Annotated in this window: 15 protein-coding genes and 1 tRNA gene; 8 read left to right on the forward strand and 8 right to left on the reverse strand. The window is 62.2% G+C overall.

All coding sequences use genetic code 11. From position 1 onward, the window contains the following. Nucleotides 1-110: 110 nt before the first annotated feature. Nucleotides 111-491: a winged helix-turn-helix transcriptional regulator gene (locus EA462_RS06450; RefSeq protein ID WP_124177733.1), complete on the reverse strand. Its 381-nt coding sequence runs from the start codon at nt 489-491 to the stop codon at nt 111-113. Nucleotides 492-566: 75 nt separating this feature from the next. Here EA462_RS06450 and merB point away from each other — a divergent pair, with 75 nt between their 5' ends. Continuing rightward, nucleotides 567-1280: an organomercurial lyase gene (gene merB / locus EA462_RS06455; RefSeq protein ID WP_124177734.1), complete on the forward strand. Its 714-nt coding sequence runs from the start codon at nt 567-569 to the stop codon at nt 1278-1280. A gap of 563 nt (nt 1281-1843) precedes the next feature. On the opposite strand, the gene EA462_RS06460 is transcribed toward merB, so the two are convergent. Then, nucleotides 1844-2818, reverse strand: coding sequence for an AAA family ATPase (locus EA462_RS06460; protein ID WP_124177735.1), 975 nt, complete (start codon nt 2816-2818; stop codon nt 1844-1846). Nucleotides 2819-2933: 115 nt separating this feature from the next. Here EA462_RS06460 and EA462_RS06465 point away from each other — a divergent pair. The 3 genes from EA462_RS06465 (at nt 2934) to EA462_RS06475 (ending at nt 5141) form a co-directional block, all read left to right on the forward strand. Beyond that, nucleotides 2934-3018 (forward strand) — tRNA-Ser (locus tag EA462_RS06465). A gap of 372 nt (nt 3019-3390) precedes the next feature. Continuing rightward, nucleotides 3391-4815, forward strand: a complete 1425-nt coding sequence (locus EA462_RS06470) for a 4Fe-4S ferredoxin N-terminal domain-containing protein (RefSeq protein WP_124177736.1) — start codon at nt 3391-3393, stop codon at nt 4813-4815. Between the two features lie 131 nt (nt 4816-4946). Further along, nucleotides 4947-5141: a hypothetical protein gene (locus tag EA462_RS06475; protein WP_124177737.1), complete on the forward strand. Its 195-nt coding sequence runs from the start codon at nt 4947-4949 to the stop codon at nt 5139-5141. Between the two features lie 32 nt (nt 5142-5173). Here the strand turns inward: EA462_RS06475 and EA462_RS06480 are convergent, their stop codons facing one another. Then, complete coding sequence (locus EA462_RS06480) at nt 5174-6706, reverse strand: (R)-citramalate synthase (RefSeq protein ID WP_124177738.1); 1533 nt, start codon at nt 6704-6706, stop codon at nt 5174-5176. A gap of 270 nt (nt 6707-6976) precedes the next feature. Between EA462_RS06480 and hpt the strand changes: the two genes are divergently transcribed. Then, nucleotides 6977-7537, forward strand: coding sequence for a hypoxanthine/guanine phosphoribosyltransferase (gene hpt / locus EA462_RS06485; protein WP_124177739.1), 561 nt, complete (start codon nt 6977-6979; stop codon nt 7535-7537). Nucleotides 7538-7546: 9 nt separating this feature from the next. Here the strand turns inward: hpt and EA462_RS06490 are convergent, their stop codons facing one another. After that, on the reverse strand, nt 7547-7900 hold the full coding sequence (locus EA462_RS06490) for a DUF192 domain-containing protein (protein ID WP_124177740.1): 354 nt from the start codon (nt 7898-7900) through the stop codon (nt 7547-7549). Nucleotides 7901-8243: 343 nt separating this feature from the next. On the opposite strand from EA462_RS06490, the gene EA462_RS06495 reads away from it, so the two are divergent. Next, entirely contained in the window at nt 8244-8747 is a 504-nt protein-coding gene (locus tag EA462_RS06495) for a DUF7344 domain-containing protein (protein ID WP_124177741.1), read from the forward strand. A 73-nt stretch (nt 8748-8820) separates the two neighbouring features. Here the strand turns inward: EA462_RS06495 and EA462_RS06500 are convergent, their stop codons facing one another. The 4 genes from EA462_RS06500 to EA462_RS06515 all read right to left on the reverse strand — a co-directional run bounded on the left by EA462_RS06500 (nt 8821) and on the right by EA462_RS06515 (nt 13838). After that, nucleotides 8821-11232: a DUF7282 domain-containing protein gene (locus EA462_RS06500; protein ID WP_124177742.1), complete on the reverse strand. Its 2412-nt coding sequence runs from the start codon at nt 11230-11232 to the stop codon at nt 8821-8823. A gap of 264 nt (nt 11233-11496) precedes the next feature. After that, nucleotides 11497-11991: a helix-turn-helix transcriptional regulator gene (locus EA462_RS06505; protein WP_124177743.1), complete on the reverse strand. Its 495-nt coding sequence runs from the start codon at nt 11989-11991 to the stop codon at nt 11497-11499. Between the two features lie 359 nt (nt 11992-12350). Beyond that, nucleotides 12351-12704, reverse strand: coding sequence for a hypothetical protein (locus EA462_RS06510; RefSeq protein ID WP_124177744.1), 354 nt, complete (start codon nt 12702-12704; stop codon nt 12351-12353). A 192-nt stretch (nt 12705-12896) separates the two neighbouring features. Then, entirely contained in the window at nt 12897-13838 is a 942-nt protein-coding gene (locus tag EA462_RS06515) for an NAD-dependent epimerase/dehydratase family protein (protein WP_124177745.1), read from the reverse strand. 176 nt (nt 13839-14014) lie between these two features. Between EA462_RS06515 and EA462_RS06520 the strand changes: the two genes are divergently transcribed. Together EA462_RS06520 and EA462_RS06525 are read left to right on the forward strand one after the other, a co-directional pair. Then, nucleotides 14015-15382 carry a dihydroorotase gene (locus EA462_RS06520; protein WP_124177746.1) on the forward strand — a complete coding sequence of 456 codons (1368 nt, stop codon included), beginning with the start codon at nt 14015-14017 and terminating at the stop codon, nt 15380-15382. A gap of 181 nt (nt 15383-15563) precedes the next feature. Beyond that, nucleotides 15564-15998: an SRPBCC family protein gene (locus EA462_RS06525; RefSeq protein WP_124177747.1), complete on the forward strand. Its 435-nt coding sequence runs from the start codon at nt 15564-15566 to the stop codon at nt 15996-15998. Nucleotides 15999-16118: the final 120 nt, after the last annotated feature.

Consider the following 16118-nt stretch of genomic DNA (forward strand, 5'->3'; position numbering starts at 1 on the left):
AGTCGACATCTCCAGCGTCTCTCGGTAGTCGGATCGGGACGGCGGATTCGATTAACGACGGATCTATCTTCGGACGGCGACCGGCGAAGATCGAACGCGGTCGGACCGGCCTACGCCTCCGCCGGCTCCTCGAACTCCTCGTGGATTTCCGCCCACTCGAGTAGCGGGTGCAGTCGCTGGCGGAGCTGTTCGCCGGTCATCGTCAGCTCGTACTCGACGCGCGGCGGGATCTCGTCGTACTGCTCGCGCTCGAGGTAGCCCGCTTCGACGAGCTCCGAGAGCCGCGACGAGAGCGTGGAGCTGCTGATCTCCCCGAGGGCGTCTTCGATTTCGCCGTAGCGAACCGGTCCGACCGCGCCGACGAGACAGATCACCTGGATCGCGTGTCGGCGGCTCAACAGCTCGAGCACGCCGCCGAGTCGACAGTAACAGGACGGATCGATTCGAGACGGCTGGTCCGGATCGACACTCTCGTTGCGGATGTCTTCCATTTCTGTGACTCACCGAAGCTACTCCTATACTTCGGAGTTCAAAGTATAAGCACTTTGGAAATCAAAGTGAAGAATATGACGCCCCGATTCGACGGCTGTGGCGGAAATAGTGGCTGCGGCTGTGAGAGCGCCGGTCGCAAGAACGGTTCGGCCGACGACGCGGAGCGGCCGACCCCGATCGAGTCGGAACCGACCGGATCGGGTTCGAACGCGACCGAAGACCGATGGGTCGAAGATCCGACAGACTCGGCGGCAACGCTTCCCGAGGACGTGCAAACGGCGATGGAACGATTTCTCGGGACCGAACCGCTCGAGACGATGGTCGACTGCCTGCCGGCCGTTCGCCGGCGAGTTTTCGGAGATACAGTCGACGTAGTGGACCTCTGTCACGCGGACGGGGAGACCGATCACCGTGCCGTTCTCGAGGGAGAGACGTATCACTTCAGGTGCTTTTACGACGTCATCCTCCTCGCCGCGCTGACGTCGTCACCCGTCGAGATGCGAACGGTCGCGCCGGACGGGGCAGCGGTCACCGCGCGGGTGACCGGGACAGGGAAGCCGACCGTCTCACCCACCAGTGCGGTCGCGTCGTTCGGGATCGAGACGGACGTCGAACCGCTGTCGGCGTCCGATCGGCCGCTCGAGGTCAGCTACGCGGCGATCTGTCCGCACACCAACGCCTTCCCGAGCCGTCCGGAATACGAGGCGTGGGCGGCGACGGCTTCGGCGGCGACGATCGGAATGCCGCTTGCGAACGCGACGGAGCTGGCTGAGCTGCTCCTCGAGTGACGCTCGCCGGATCGTTCGGGCCGGTCGTCGAATCGGCGGCGTCACCGGTGGAACTCTGGGAGTCGCCTCCGTGGCTCCCGACCGGAGCGTGGCCGATCGGCTCGAGACGCGGCGTGGCTGTGGGAAGTCGGAACTGTGAGGTGGTCGCCAGAGCTGTGTCGTCGTGCGAGACCGTTTTGTCTCGGTGGCGATATTGAAAGCATGGTACCAAACGCGTCGTGTTTGGTAGCCACTTGCTTCGGGAGTCTCAGCATCCGGGGCGTTTCCGTACGCTCAGCGTCCGTTTTGGAGCGAGCAGCCCCTGTCCTGACAATATATATGTTGGTGTGATTCTAGTGGTGTTCGAAGGAAGTGGAAGAAATCGAGCGCTCGAGGCGATTTAGCTGAATCGAGGCGCTAAGCCCCCTTCATCAGCCGACTCGTTTTCCCCAGCCGTAGCCTCACCCTCCCCAACCGACTCGTTCGCTCACAGGCTCGCTCACTCGCCCCTCGCACGGCGTCGTCGATACGTCCTCGCGTCGCTCGGACGCATCGCCAGCGTGCGCCGCGTACCGGAAATCGGATCAGTCTGAACCGGCGTCCGCGGTCGCCTCGAGCGTCGGCACGGGCACCGACTCGAGGACGTCGTCGACGATCCGTCGCCTGTCGACGGCGTTGACCGTCGCGTCGGGCGTCAGGACGAGCCGGTGGGTGAGAACGGGGTGGGCGACGCGTTTGATGTCGTCGGGCGTGACGAACTCCCGGCCGACGACGGTCGCGTACGCTCGCGCGGCCTCGAACAGTCGCTGGGTGCCCCGCGGGGAGACGCCCACCTCGACGCGGCCGTCGGTTCGCGTCTTCCGAGCCAGGGCGGCGACGTACTCGAGGAGGTCCTCGTCGACGCGGATCGACTCGGGAACCGACCGGAGCCGGTCGACCTGCTCGGGCTCGAGAACCGTCTCGACGCTCGGGCTGGTCGTCTCCCGGCTCGCACGTCGCCGCAGGAGTTCGATTTCGCCCTCCTCGTCTGGATATCCCATCGAACACTTGACAAGAAAGCGATCGACCTGCGCTTCGGGCAGCGGAAACGTGCCCTCCTGTTCGACCGGGTTCTGGGTCGCGATGACGAAGAAGGGGTCCGGGAGCGCGCGCGTCTCGCCGTCGGTCGTCACCTGTCCTTCTTCCATCGCCTCGAGGAGGGCGGCCTGGGTCTTCGGCGGCGCGCGGTTGATCTCGTCGGCCAGCACGACGTTGGCGAAGATCGGTCCCTCGTTGAACTCGAAGGCGCGCTCGCGTTCGTCGAAGACGTGGGTGCCGGTGACGTCGGAGGGCAGTAAGTCGGGCGTAAACTGGATGCGCGAAAAGGAAAGTCCGAGCGCGGCGGCGACGCTCCGGGCGGTCAGCGTCTTGCCCGTTCCGGGCACGTCCTCGACGAGAACGTGGCCGCGTCCGACGACCGCGACGAGGATTTCCTCGATGAACTCCCGGTCGCAGATGACCGACCGGCCGATCGTCTCGAGGATGGCCGTACACTCGTCGCTGGCCTGCGTGACGTTCATGGGAGGTGAGTCGGCCGCTCGTGCCAAGTCAATTTCGCTCTTCGAGTCGGAACCGATCGCAGGCAACGAGACGAATCGAAACCGGTAAAAACGTCTCCCGGGTAGGTGGAGGTGAGCCGAGATAGCCTAGCCCGGCCAAGGCGGCAGATTCGAAATCTGCTGTCCTCACGGACTCGGGAGTTCAAATCTCCCTCTCGGCGTTTTCAGCAGCACAAATCGGCGAGCGTAGCGAGTCGACCGTGCTGCTGAAAACGAAACAGGGGAGTTTGAACGAGAGAAGACGCAGCACTCGAGCGAACGCGAGAGTGATCGTCTTCGCGTTGTTCAAATCTCCCTCTCGGCGCTTTTCCGCGAACAACATCTCCGAGCACCGCACAGCGTGTTCTCGGTATCCGTGAGCGGAGAACGCGGAACAGAGATTACCACCTCGAGCGGCGATCCGCTCGAAAGCGCCCCTACCCCGTCATTCGCAGGGCTGTCTCTTATTTCCGTCTCGATGGACAAACTGACGTGGTAGTGACACACATGAGGGTGGATGCCAGCCGTTCGGTTTCTCGAGGTGACGGTATTCGATGAGTTCGAACGACGACGACAGGACCGGTGACGACCGAAAGAACGGTGACGACGGCCGGGGCGAAGAGCCGTTTCACCCGCTCGGAACCGAGGCGGAAGATCGGTACGAGGCCATGCTCGAGGAGGGAGAGTACGACGCGGAACTCGGCATGGAAATGGCCAAAGACGCCATGGCGCTTACGAAAGGGGAGCTCTCCGAATCGGAGTTCTACGACCGCCACCACGAGGCCATCCTGGAGGAGTTCGGGGAGGACGACCGACCGATGGCCGAGCGAGTCGAGTCGGCTCGAGAGGAGGGACGACTCGAGGGAGCGCTCTCCCGACTGGGTGCGGACGACGAATCGCGACGCGCGGTGATGAAGAAAATGGGCGCGGGAGCCGGCGCCCTCGGGTTGGGTGCGTTCACCGCGACCGACGACGGTACCGAGGCCGATCCGAGCGTCGCGGCCCAGGATGACGACGCAGACGACACCGCAGACGGCGACGACGTCCAGTGGGGGATGGCGCTCGACCTCGAGAGCTGTGACGGCTGTCTCTCCTGTGTCGTCGCCTGCAACGCAGAACACAACTGGAACGAGGGGGCGAACTGGATGTACATTCTGGCCTACGACGACGGAACCGTCGAGTCGCCCGAGCCGGAGCAGGCGGACACCGCCCGCGATTTCAACTACCTGATCCGGCCCTGCCAGCACTGCACCGACGCACCGTGTGAGAAAGTCTGCCCGACGACGGCCCGTCACACCCGCGAAGACGGCGGACTCGTTTTGACGGACTACGACGTCTGCATCGGCTGTCGGTACTGTCAGGTCGCCTGTCCCTACGGCGTCAACTACTTCCAGTGGGACGACCCGGAGGTTCCCGACGAGGAGCTCAACGAGGACATGATCTACGACGACCGGGACCGGTGGGTCAGCAGCCGCGGTCCACGCGGCGTCATGGAGAAATGCATCTTCGACCCCGCCCGACAGGACGGCCAGATGGGCGAAGACATGGTCGGGACGACCGCCTGCGAGGACGCCTGCCCACCCGGTGCGATCCAGTTCGGCGATATGAACGATCCCGACAGCGATCCGCGACAGTACCTCGAGAACGTCCCGCTCGCCCGCGCCAGAGAGCAAGCCCCCGACGATGACGACGAGCTACAGGAGGCGATCGCGATCCTCGACGGAGACGAAGAGCCGGACGAGATGGACGAAGAGGACGCGATGGAACTTCTCGAAGCCGAGTTCGGCGACGACGGCTCGCGATTCAAGCTCCTAGAGGAGTTCAACACCAATCCGAACGTCACGTACATCGGCAACGAGCCGGGCGCGAACGCCGAGCAGGTCGAGGGGCCGGTCGCCTACGCGGACGTCGGGCAGGTCGACAATCGAAAGACGGTTCTCGACGAGAAAACAGTCGGGTTCAACGAACTATCACTGTAGCGCCGGAGTTCCGTCGAATCCAGAGCTGTCACGCCGAGTCGACCGTCACGCCGAGTACGCCCGATCGACACGCCGGCCGGCGGTCCGACTCGAGAGGATGGATTCTTCGTTCCGCGGTCGAACGGTGCCGTATGGAGCGTCGCCAGCGGATACTCGTCGGTTCGATCTGGATCGCGGTCGCGGCACTGATAGCAACGACCCTGGAGCCGGGAGTTACGTCCACCAGCGGCGTGATCGCGCGGCTGTTCGTCGTTGCGCTCGCGCTGTTTCTCGCGGCGGTGTACCTGCTCGATCCATGGGATCTGATCAGTCGAAAGCCCTTCTAGCGGCGAGAAAGCGCTTGGGACAGGGGACCGTATCAGTCGTCGGCCGGCGCGAGCGGCTCGGCTTCGACCGCGAGTAGCCGGTCGAGGGCGTCGACCATCGCCTCGACGCTCGCGCGGGTGATGTCGGCTTCGCTTCGTGCGACGGTCACGGAGCGGTCGTCCTTGGCCATCGTGACCTCGACGGTGACGACGGCGTCCGTTCCGCCCGTCACCGCGTCGACGCGGTAGGACTCGAGTTCGGCGTCGGCCGCCGAGCCGAGCGCTTCTCGCACCGCGGAGACGGCCGCGTCGACGGGTCCCGAGCCGGTGCCGCTGGCGACGCGTTCCTCGCCGGCGACCTCGAGTCGGATGCTGGCGGTCGGGACGGCCCCGCCGCTGGTGGCGGTGAGATCGAGCAGTTCGACGACGCGCTCGCGGTCGTCGCCGGTAACGTCTTCAGCGACGGCGAGCAGGTCGGCGTCGGTGACGCGACGGCCGCGATCACCGAGTTCGGTCACGCGCGTTGCGATCTCGGCGATCTCGTCGTCGCCGGCCTCCACGTCGTGTTCCTCGAGCGTGGCCTTGACCCCGGCGCGGCCGGTGTGCTTGCCGAGTGCGATTCGGCGTTCGCGCCCGACCGTCTCGGGAGCGTAGGGCTCGTACATCTTGTCGTCTTTGAGCGTGCCGTCGGTGTGGATGCCGCTCTCGTGGGTGAACGCGTTCTCCCCGATGACGGCCTTGTTCGGCGGCAACTGCACGCCCGTCGAGCGCGAGACGATCTGTGCGAGGTCGTACAGTTCCTCGAGTTCGACGGTGTCGACGCCGTAGACGTGCGAGAGCGCGATCGCCACCTCCTCGAGAGCGACGTTTCCGGCGCGTTCACCGAGTCCGTTGACTGTGCAGTGAACGAGGTCGGCACCGGCCGAAATCGCCGCGAGCGCGTTGGTCACGCCGAGTCCCAGATCGTCGTGAGTGTGCGCGCTGACCGGGCCCAGCTGGGCGAGCCTCTCGACCGCCTGTGCGGTTCGTTCCGGACCCGTGTGGCCGACGGTGTCGGCAAAGCAGGTCCGGTCTGCGCCCGTCTCGAGGGCGGTCGTGCCGAGTTCCTCGAGATAGTCGAGATCGGCACGGGAGCCGTCCTCTCCGATGACCTCGACCCAGAGATCGTGAGACGTGGCGTACTCGACGAGTTCGGCGGTTCTCTCGAGGTTGTCCTCGCGGGACGTTCCGACCTTGTCCTCGACATGACGGTCGCTCGCGGGGACCACGATGTGAACCCCGTCGACGTCGCAATCGAGCGCGAGATCGATGTCCGATCGCATCCCGCGACAGAAGCTGGTTACGGTCGCTTCGAGATCGAGATCGGTGACGCGTGCGATGGCCTGGCGTTCGCCCGCGCCGGTACAGGCGCTGCCAGCCTCGATGACGTCGACACCCGTACGCTCTAACGCGCGGGCAATTTCGACTTTCTCGTCGGGCGACAGCGAGACGCCCGGTGCTTGTTCGCCGTCGCGAAGCGTCGTATCGAGAAGACGGACTGTGCGATCCGATGGAATCGTCTGTTCGGTGGAGTGTTGTACAGGCAAGAGTGATGAACTGCGATCAGTGTCGCCGCGGAATTTCACGCCCAGCCGGGTTGCCCCGACTTCCTCTATCCTCGTCGTCCGGCGTAGAGAACGAATCTCGAGCCATGTAACTCGAGTTATCGAACGGCCGCGACTTAAACCCGCCGATTACGCTCGTTTGCTCGCGAGTCGACGCCGACCGGAGCGAGGACGATCACAGGACTCTGCCACGGGTGCACCGACGATGGAACGACCAATACACCCATGCACGTTGGTACCATTGGGCTCCGTATGGATCCGAGCCTGGAGCCGCTCACGCGGTCGCTTCGGGAGGCACCTATCGTCGATCGCAACGGCTACGAGTACTTCGTCCACGGCGTCACCGACGGCATCCTCTCCGTCGAACCCGACGTCTTGCGTGCGGTGGCCGATGCGATCATCGATCGGGTCGATCTCGAGTCCGTCGACAGGCTGGTCGTCCCCGAGGCGATGGGCATCCACCACGGAACGGCTCTCTCGCTCGCGACCGACATTCCGTTCGTCGTCGTCCGCAAACGCTCGTACGGCTTTCCAGCGGAGGTCGCGATCCATCAGGAAACCAGCTACGGCGAGGACGAGCTCTTCGTAAACGGCGTCGACGCCGACGACCGGGTGGTGATCGTCGACGACGTCCTATCGTCGGGCGGAACGGTCGACGCCGTCTGTGCGGGACTCGAAACGATCGGCGCGGAGATCGTCGACGTCGTGACCGTCCTCCGACGAGTCGACGTCGATCGAGCGGCCGACTCTCGAGACGTGACGAGCGTACTCGACGTTCGAATCGACGACGGCGAAGTCGTCATCGTCGACTGACCGGGCCGGCTATCGATCCTCGAGTACGAGCCGATCGCCCGGATCGACTTCCTCTGCAGCTCCGGCCGGAAGCTCGACGATCAGATCAGCCCTCTCCCGAGCGAACCCGCGCCAGGGCCTGAGACGTTCGACGCGCCGGACGGTACCGTCGTCGACCCAGACGACGTCAAGCGGGACGAAGACGAACAGCATGTGGACGTCCCGCGTCGACGGCGCATCGAACCGGAACGCGAGCGCGTACTCGTCGGGGAGCGACCGACGAAACATCAGCCCACGAGTCTGGCTCAGCACGGAATCCGCGAGGTCGACTCTCGAGGCGAGCACCGCCTCCTCGCCATCATCGGGCTCGTGGACCAGTTTCACTCCTTCCGGTCGACGGCGTGTCAGCAAAAAACCTGTGACTCTTCGCCTCGAACCGCGAGCACCCGTCCGGTTGCGCCGTCGTTCCGGTGTTGCCGAGCATCGTGTACTCCAAAGGGCGTCTACGGACTCTCGAGGGTAAACGGTACGTGGCTCGGCAATCGACGATCGCGACACGGTCTCGGTGCCGCCACGGATCGCGAGACAGCCGCCCGATAAATACAAGTTGCTACGGAAAGGAATAAATACCGCAGGTTAAAGTCGGTGGTCGATGAAACAGAAGTCGTGAATGAAGGTTACCGATGGACTGTCCGCTGATACCGTGCCCGTGATTTCGTCCTGATCTATGTCTGTCCAGACGAGTCGTTCCGACTCACTTGCAGAAAGCGAGGTGTTTCATATCCTCGGAAACGACAGGCGGCGAGCGATCGTTCAGCTGCTCGCCCGCGAAACCGGGCAAGTCGACGTCTCGGATATCGCGACCGAGATCGCGTCGAGAGAATCCGATTCGTCGTCCGTACCGAGCAACCTCTATAAGAGCGTCTACGTTTCCTTACAACAGACCCATCTGCCACAGCTCGAAGAAGATGCCGTCATCGAATACGATTCCGACGCGAAAACGATCACGGCAGGTCCCAACTTCGAGAGTGTCCTCAGATACATCAACGGACACGACGATCAGTATTCGACGATCCTCTGGATTCATCTCACGGTCTGTGTCATCGGGCTGCTCGTCATCGCTCTGGCCGGACCGAACCTTCCGGTGGTCTCGCGTATCGACCCCGTGCTCTCGAGCGTTCTGGTGTTGCTCGCGGTTGCGATGAGCAGTCTCTATCGGTTGCTCACCTGAGGAGTACTCGTCGTGGGTAACTGATGTGCCGTATAAATCAGAACGCAAAACGCTCCGTCCGCTAGATGGGATGTTATCGGGCCGAACTGACCATCGGTTCAGCCGTGTCGTTGCCGTTGTTCTCGTCGACGTCACCGTCATCAGCGACATCCTCTCCGTCATCAGCGACGTCGTCACCGTTGGCCTGCTCGAGCGTGACGATCGCGTCGTCGGTCACTGGTTCGCCAGCGACTTCGTACGGAACGTCCTCTTGACCGTCACTCTCGACGAAGTCGAGTTCCTGGTTATCGTTCGTATCGCGGTGTGCCATCGCGATCAGCGTCTCGTCTTCCTCGAGCGGTTGCTCGAGCGTTACCTCGACGTTCTCGTGAGTCCCCGGCTCGAGGTAGTCGGATGCCCCGAGAATGCTACCGAAGACGTCACCGACGAGGAGACTGCTATCGTGAACCACCACGAACCCGCCACTGGCCATCGTCACTTCGTCCACGACGACGGTCTGACCGTCAGTGGCCTGATCTTCGAACGTTACGTTCGCGGGCACCGGCTCGTCGGTGTCTTCAGGATCTTCCTCGGGTTCTTCCTCGACTGGTTCCTCTTCAACCGGCTCTTCCTCGACTGGTTCCTCTTCAACCGGCTCTTCCTCAACCGGTTCCTCTTCGACCGGCTCTTCCTCAACCGGTTCCTCTTCAACCGGCTCTTCCTCAACCGGTTCTTCCTCGGTCAATTCGAGAACGGCGACCTCACCGAACTCGTCCGTTAGAACCATGTGGAAGTACTCACCGGCTTCGAGACCCTCCGTCTCGATATCGAATACCACATCGTCGGTCTCGTCCGCCTCGAGTGTTACGTCCTGTGACTCGACGAGGTCGCCGTCGAGTCGGAACTGCACGTCCTGCGTGTCTTCGGAGTCGCCCGGATTGGAGACCGTTGCCGTGACAGTGATCGGTTCACCGACCGTTGCGTTCTCGGGTGCATCGAGCGCGTCAACGGTGAAGGATTCCGATGGTTCCTCCTCAACAGGGTCCTCCTCGGGCTCTTCATCGACCGGCTCCTCTTCGACTGGGTCTTCTTCAGGTTCTTCGTCAACCGGCTCCTCTTCGACTGGGTCTTCTTCAACCGGTTCTTCCTCGATCTCGTCGTCAGCTTCTTCGAGATAGACGAAGATCGTTGCCTGCTCGATAGTGACTGTGATTTGGTCACCGTCGGCCGCATCGCCGTCCTCGAGTCCGTTATCGTCCGCGTCGTCGTCCTCGAGTCCGTTGTCGTCCGCATCGCCGTCCTCGAGTCCGTTATCGTCCGCGTCGTCGTCCTCGAGTCCGTTGTCGTCCGCGTCATCGTCCTCGAGGTCGGTATCATCAACTGGTGAGACTGCCGGGAGCTGATCGAGATCAACCATGACGATGATCGTCGCCTGTTCGATGCTGATCTCGTGGCCCTCGACAACCGATTCGTTGTCATCGACGTCGTCTACCGCATTGGCATCGTCGTCGACACCATCCTCGTCGAGTTCGTCATCAGCTTCCTCGTCAGTCAGTTCTTCGTCAGCGTCATCATCGAATTCGTCAATAACGACGAAGACCGTTGCCTGATCGATGTCGACGCTTTCGAGGTCGTTCTCGTCTGCATCGTCGTTCGGTAGGTCACCGTCTTCGATAACGACGAAGACCGTCGCGTGCTCGACGGTCACGTCTAACTCGTCGCGATCTACAGCGTCGTCGTCCTCGAGTCCGTTATCGTCTGCATCGTCGTCCTCGAGTCCGTTATCGTCTGCATCGTCGTCCTCGAGTCCGTTATCGTCCGCATCGTCGTCCTCGAGTCCGTTATCGTCCGCATCGTCGTCCTCGAGTCCGTTATCGTCCGCATCGTCGTCCTCGAGTCCGTTATCGTCCGCATCGTCGTCCTCGAGTCCGTTATCGTCCGCATCGTCGTCCTCGAGTCCGTTGTCGTCCACGTCGTCGTTACCATTCTCGTCCGCGTGGGCACCGATCTGCGTGATCGATGCCTGCTCGATCGTTACCTCGAGCTCTGCGTCCGAGATTTCGACGTACTCGTCCTCGTGGTCATCGGTATCGTACTCGTCGTCCTCGAGTCCGTTGTCATCCGCGTCGTCGTCCTCAAGGCCGTTGTCATCCGCGTCGTCGTCCTCGAGTCCGTTATCGTCCGCGTCGTCCTCGAGTCCGTTATCGTCCGCGTCGTCGTCCTCGAGTCCGTTATCGTCCGCGTCATCGTCCTCGAGTCCATTGTCGTTCACATCGTCGTCCTCGAGTTCATCGTCGGGGACATCGTCCATGTCGTGAACGACGAAGATATCCGCGTGTTCGATCGTTACTGTCAGCGATACATCGTCGAGTAGCTCGTGCTCACTCGCGTCGGTGTCGTGCTCGTCGACGGTCGTAGCTGGTGCCGCCCCAGCAACCATCGCCCCGCTCGAGCACACCATCATCAGCGCAGTGAGTACTACGAGTAACTGATTGCGTGCGTTCATTATTGTGCCATGAAGGCACCGGATCAACGATGTTTCGGCGCATAAACCGGCGCAACCATTTCGCGGAGAAACAGGAGCATACGTCTCGAGGCCTGTGTTAGGCAGGCCGTTCAACTCGAGAAAAGCACAATTATACGACCGATCACACGGCCTAACGAGTTCGATTGAGAAACTGTCATGCAATCAAATACGATTCGGTGAATCGAGCCGATGGGATACGAGCCAGTGAGAGACGCTCCGACGATGAGCCACGCTGCAGCACTCTCACTCGTTGCTCGAGTGCTCCGGTGACCGTGTCGCTGACGGTTCGTTTCCTGGCAGACAGACCAGATTCTCACGCCCGAGTCGAAGCTTCGTGACCTGGTCGTCCTCTTCGAGTTCGGCTAGCAGCCGACTCACTTTCGCTTTGGACCAGTCGACGGAGTCGACGATGTTCGACTGCTTCATCCGTCCACCGTTTTCACTGAGGAGCGTTCGAATCCGCTCGCGGTCGGTCACGATTTCTTCTCTGGGGAGCTCGCCGGCGGTCGAAAGCGACGACCGGTTCTCGAGGCGGTTTCGAATAACGAGAACGCCACCGAGCAAGGCGAGTGCGACGATACCGACCAGTGCGGCCAGGTGCGGGTCTCCACTGACGGCAAGCGGAGATCGTGGCTTTAGTCCGAGCGGGTGCCAGTCCTCGATCGAATAGACGGCCGTACCGGTAGTCGTAGCGACAACGTCGACGGCGCGAATCGAGTGCTGAAACTGAATTCTCATTGGGTCTGGAACCGAACGTCTCTGGCTTACTCGTCGGACAGTCGCTGTCGTTCACCAAAGTATTTTTTATAGAACATATACTGGTGTTTTGCCGTTGTATGTCGGGTCTGGCTGACGGTCAGCAAATCCGAAGGGGCGGCCGGAGCCCGTTGGAACATGGAACGTCTACTGCTCTGACATGCTGTTCTCGCAGGTTCCAGATAAACTCGCTCGGACGTTCACAACGATTTGTTCGAATTTATCCCGCGCGTAACGAGTAAGAGGCGATTTGTGACAAACGCTTACGGAGCCACTGGAGTAAGATGTCGGTGCAGCTGTTACTAGACTCACTATCCGTCGACAGAAGCAGAGCACGTCGATCAGACGCCCGGAACCCCGACGGCGTCGAAGCCGGTGACGCCGAGGAACGCGAGCACGTAGAGCACGACAAGTACCGAAAGCCACGCGACGATCGTGATCGCGGCCGCATCCACCCATCCACCGGGATACCTGGCGTTGACTACCGCGAGGTACGCGACGAAGACGAGAAGCGGACCGAGGAGCGGAACCCATCCGAAGAAGAATCCGACCAGCCCCCAGACGATCGCGCCGATAAGTGCAGTGATTATCGCGTACGTGTAGTCTTCGGCGTCGACGATGACTTTCGCGCCGACGTAGATCCCGAGCGCACCGATCAGGAGGCTGACGCCGAACACGATGAGGCTATCGATCATACCATTTCGTGAGGCGGGCGATACCGATAGTTATCTCTCACGTACACGGATCAGTTTCGCCGCTCGATAGATCGCATTCACGCCTTTTCGACGAATCCGTCGGAACGACTCGAGCGAAATGACTCAGTACCCCCCACAAAGTTATTTTGGTGGAGAGCGCGCCCCACACTCGTCCGAATCGGTCGGGACGGATCAGACAATCCGTGGCGTGAGTTCGGTCCCGTCGACGAGCGCACGAACGCCGGATTCGAGACCGACGCGAGCGTCGAATCCGAGTTCGTGTTTCGCTCTGGAAACGTCTGCGCCGCTGTGCCTGATATCGCCGGGACGCGAGTCACGGTGAACGATCGGTGATGAGGAGTCAGTCGCCTCCCGAATCGTCTCTGCCAGCTCGCGGATCGACGTTCGCTCACCGGTCCCGACGTTGTACGCCGCCCCGATGGCGGCCGTGGTCCCGGCCTGAATATTCGCCTGGACGACGTCGCTGACGTGGACGAAGTCCCGGGTTTGTTTTCCGTCCCCCTCGATCGTGATCGGTTCGTCCGAACGCGCCTGCTCGAGAAACGTCGAGATGACGCCGCTGTACGGGCCCTGTTGGCGAGGGCCGTAGACGTTGAAATACCGCAACGCCACCGTTTCCAGTCCGTACAGGTCCGCATAGAGACGGGTGTACTGATCGAGTGCGAGCTTCTGGACGCCGTACGGCGAGGTCGGATCGCGAGAGGTCGTTTCGCTCACCGGGAGCTCGTCGGGATGGCCGTAGACCGCTGCGCTCGAGGCGACGACAACGCGGGCGTCCTCCCGTCTGGCTTGCTCGAGAACGAGCAGGCTCGCATCGAGATTGGTTCGATTGCTCCGTCGGGGGGCGTCGACGCTCTGGGCGACGCTGACGAGCGCCGCGTGGTGAAAGATGATGTCGACGCCGTCCGCCGCTCGCTGGAGGGCGATCGGGTCACCGATGTCGCCCTCGATCACGGTTGCGCTGTCGGGAACGTGTGCGCGATCGCCGCTCGAGAAGTTATCGAGCACCCGGACGTCGTTGTGCGGGTCGAGTGCTTCGACGAGATGGCTCCCGATGAATCCCGCGCCGCCGGTCACGAGCACCGTGCTGTCGCGAATCGCTGGCGAACCCATTGGTTTCGGAAAGTTTCCAGTGGCGTTTAGTATGACACGTCTACCGGACGGTAGTGGCCCCCTACAGGAAGTGAGACGGTGACAATCCACAGGCCGCGGATCAGGACGGTGACAGCCCGCGGATCGTGGGGAACCAACAGAAGCATATATGCACGAGCCTCGGCAACGCCACAGCAATGAGCGTCGACCTCGTCGTGCGCAACTGTACCGTCGTCACACCCGCGGGCCGATCGTCGAACGCGGGCGTCGCGGTCGAGGACGGAACGATCGTCGCCGTTGGCAAAAGCGATCGACTCCCGGACGGGGATCGGACCCTCGACGTGGACGGCGCAACGGTGGTTCCCGGTATCGTCGACTGCCACATCCACAACCGCGAGCCCGGCCTCGAGTACAAGGCGGACTGGGAGTCTGCGACCCGCGCGGCCGCAGCCGGCGGCGTGACGACCGTGGTCGGAATGCCGAACACGGATCCCGTCATTGACAGGCCGGAACACCTCGAGTTGAAGTACGAACGCGGCGAGACCTCGGCCCACGTCGACTTCCAGAGTTACGCGGTCGTCACCTCTGAAAACCTCGATCTGATTCCGGAACTGGACGAGGCCGGCGTCCTCGGATACAAGATCTTTCTCGGCTCGACGGTCGGTGACGTTCCACCGCCGAGTGACGGCGAGATCATCGAGGCGATGGAACGGATCCGTCGAACTGGCAAGCGACTGGGCTTTCACGAAGAAAACGGCGAGATCATCGAGTACTACACCGAACTGTTCAAAGCCGAGGGGAGGAACGAACCGATCGATCACTCTCACTCACGGCCGGTGATCGCAGAGCGGGAGGCCGTCGAGCGGATGATAACGTTCGCTGAGGGGACGGAAACGAAGATTCACATGTTCCACGTCTCCTCCGGCTCCGCGGCCGAGGCCGTCGCCCGCGGCAAGGACCGCGGCGTCGACGTGACCGCGGAAACGACGCCGCACTACCTCTGGTTTACCGAAGAAGTGATGCACGAGAAGGGAAATCCGGCGCGGATTCAGCCGCCGATCCGCGACGCAGACGAGCGCGACCGTCTCTGGAAGATCGGTATCGACGATGGGGTCATCGACTGTATCGCGACCGACCACGCACCCCACACTGACGAAGAAAAGCTAGTCGACGATCCCTTCGGAAACACCTGGGACGCCATCTCCGGGTTCGTCGGTCTCGAGACCGAGGTGCCGGCGATGCTCACGTTCGTCGATCAGGGACGCCTCACGCTCGAGGAGTGGGTCCGTCGTCACTCGACCCGTCCCGCACAGGTCTGGGGAATGTACCCACAGAAAGGATCGCTCCAGATCGGAACCGACGCCGACTTTACGGTCGTCGATCCCGCCGCGACGTGGACGCTCGAGGATCGACACGAACTGCACTCGAAAAACTGCGTGACGCCGTTCGAGGGCGAATCGTTCACCGGTAAGCCGGTCGCGACCGCCGTCCGCGGTGAGATCGTCTTCGAAGACGGTGAGGTCATCGGTGAGCCGGGGTACGGAACTCGAGTCGTCGTCGAGTGAGACTCGAGCGGAACTGACGACAGCGCCATCACCACCCGAGTCAGAAACGCGTTCAACCGCGACTAGCCGGCACGTCGAAGCCGGTTCTCGAGGAGGCGGGTTTTTCCAGTCCACCGATCGACGTCACTCGACCGTCGGTTCGACCAAACCCCCATATCCGTGGCACCCGTACGAGAAGATGATGACGCGGATCCAGCGAACACGGACGCAGGACGGACGTCGACTCGAGGTCTCGCACGTGTTCGAAGCGCCGCCAGCGGAGGTCTGGGACCTTCTCGTGGATACGACTCGGTGGACCGAGTGGTTACCCATCGTCGGCGTCGAATCGACCGATCGCCGGATTCAGGCGGGAACGTCCGGTCGAATTCGCGTCCCCGGCGTCTGGCTGCCGTTCGTCGTCACGGATCGAGCGGATCGTCGCTGGACGTGGCGGATCGCCGGTGCGATGGGAGCCACTCACCGGGTCGACGACCTCGGCGCGAAGCGCTGTCGTGTCGCCTTCGAACTACCGCCTCATGCGGTGGGATCAGCTCCCCTCTGTCTCGATGCAGTGGAACGAATCGAACGTCTGTGGGACGCCGAACGAAGCGAGACAGCCGAAGCTGGAACCGACTGACAGCAGCCTGTACGACCCCCGACCTCACGACGGCGGTCGTCGACCAAAAGGTAACATGATGTTACCTCGTTCGATACCGAACTGCTATAGTGGTCCGCGCCGAACGAACGGACAGAGACA

Origin of the sequence: Natrarchaeobius halalkaliphilus (assembly GCF_003841485.1) — an archaeon.
Classification (GTDB): domain Archaea; phylum Halobacteriota; class Halobacteria; order Halobacteriales; family Natrialbaceae; genus Natrarchaeobius; species Natrarchaeobius halalkaliphilus.

Excerpts from the sequence above, each read along its gene's own strand:
- EA462_RS06475 (WP_124177737.1), top strand. The coding sequence starts at position 4,947 with ATGGAGCGTCGCCAGCGGATACTCGTCGGTTCGATCTGGATCGCGGTC.
- EA462_RS06515 (WP_124177745.1), bottom strand. The coding sequence starts at position 13,838 with ATGGGTTCGCCAGCGATTCGCGACAGCACGGTGCTCGTGACCGGCGGC.
- EA462_RS06450 (WP_124177733.1), bottom strand. The coding sequence starts at position 491 with ATGGAAGACATCCGCAACGAGAGTGTCGATCCGGACCAGCCGTCTCGA.
- merB (WP_124177734.1), top strand. The coding sequence starts at position 567 with ATGACGCCCCGATTCGACGGCTGTGGCGGAAATAGTGGCTGCGGCTGT.
- EA462_RS06500 (WP_124177742.1), bottom strand. The coding sequence starts at position 11,232 with ATGAACGCACGCAATCAGTTACTCGTAGTACTCACTGCGCTGATGATG.
- EA462_RS06460 (WP_124177735.1), bottom strand. The coding sequence starts at position 2,818 with ATGAACGTCACGCAGGCCAGCGACGAGTGTACGGCCATCCTCGAGACG.
- EA462_RS06520 (WP_124177746.1), top strand. The coding sequence starts at position 14,015 with ATGAGCGTCGACCTCGTCGTGCGCAACTGTACCGTCGTCACACCCGCG.
- EA462_RS06470 (WP_124177736.1), top strand. The coding sequence starts at position 3,391 with ATGAGTTCGAACGACGACGACAGGACCGGTGACGACCGAAAGAACGGT.
- EA462_RS06495 (WP_124177741.1), top strand. The coding sequence starts at position 8,244 with ATGTCTGTCCAGACGAGTCGTTCCGACTCACTTGCAGAAAGCGAGGTG.
- EA462_RS06510 (WP_124177744.1), bottom strand. The coding sequence starts at position 12,704 with ATGATCGATAGCCTCATCGTGTTCGGCGTCAGCCTCCTGATCGGTGCG.
- hpt (WP_124177739.1), top strand. The coding sequence starts at position 6,977 with ATGGATCCGAGCCTGGAGCCGCTCACGCGGTCGCTTCGGGAGGCACCT.
- EA462_RS06505 (WP_124177743.1), bottom strand. The coding sequence starts at position 11,991 with ATGAGAATTCAGTTTCAGCACTCGATTCGCGCCGTCGACGTTGTCGCT.
- EA462_RS06525 (WP_124177747.1), top strand. The coding sequence starts at position 15,564 with ATGACGCGGATCCAGCGAACACGGACGCAGGACGGACGTCGACTCGAG.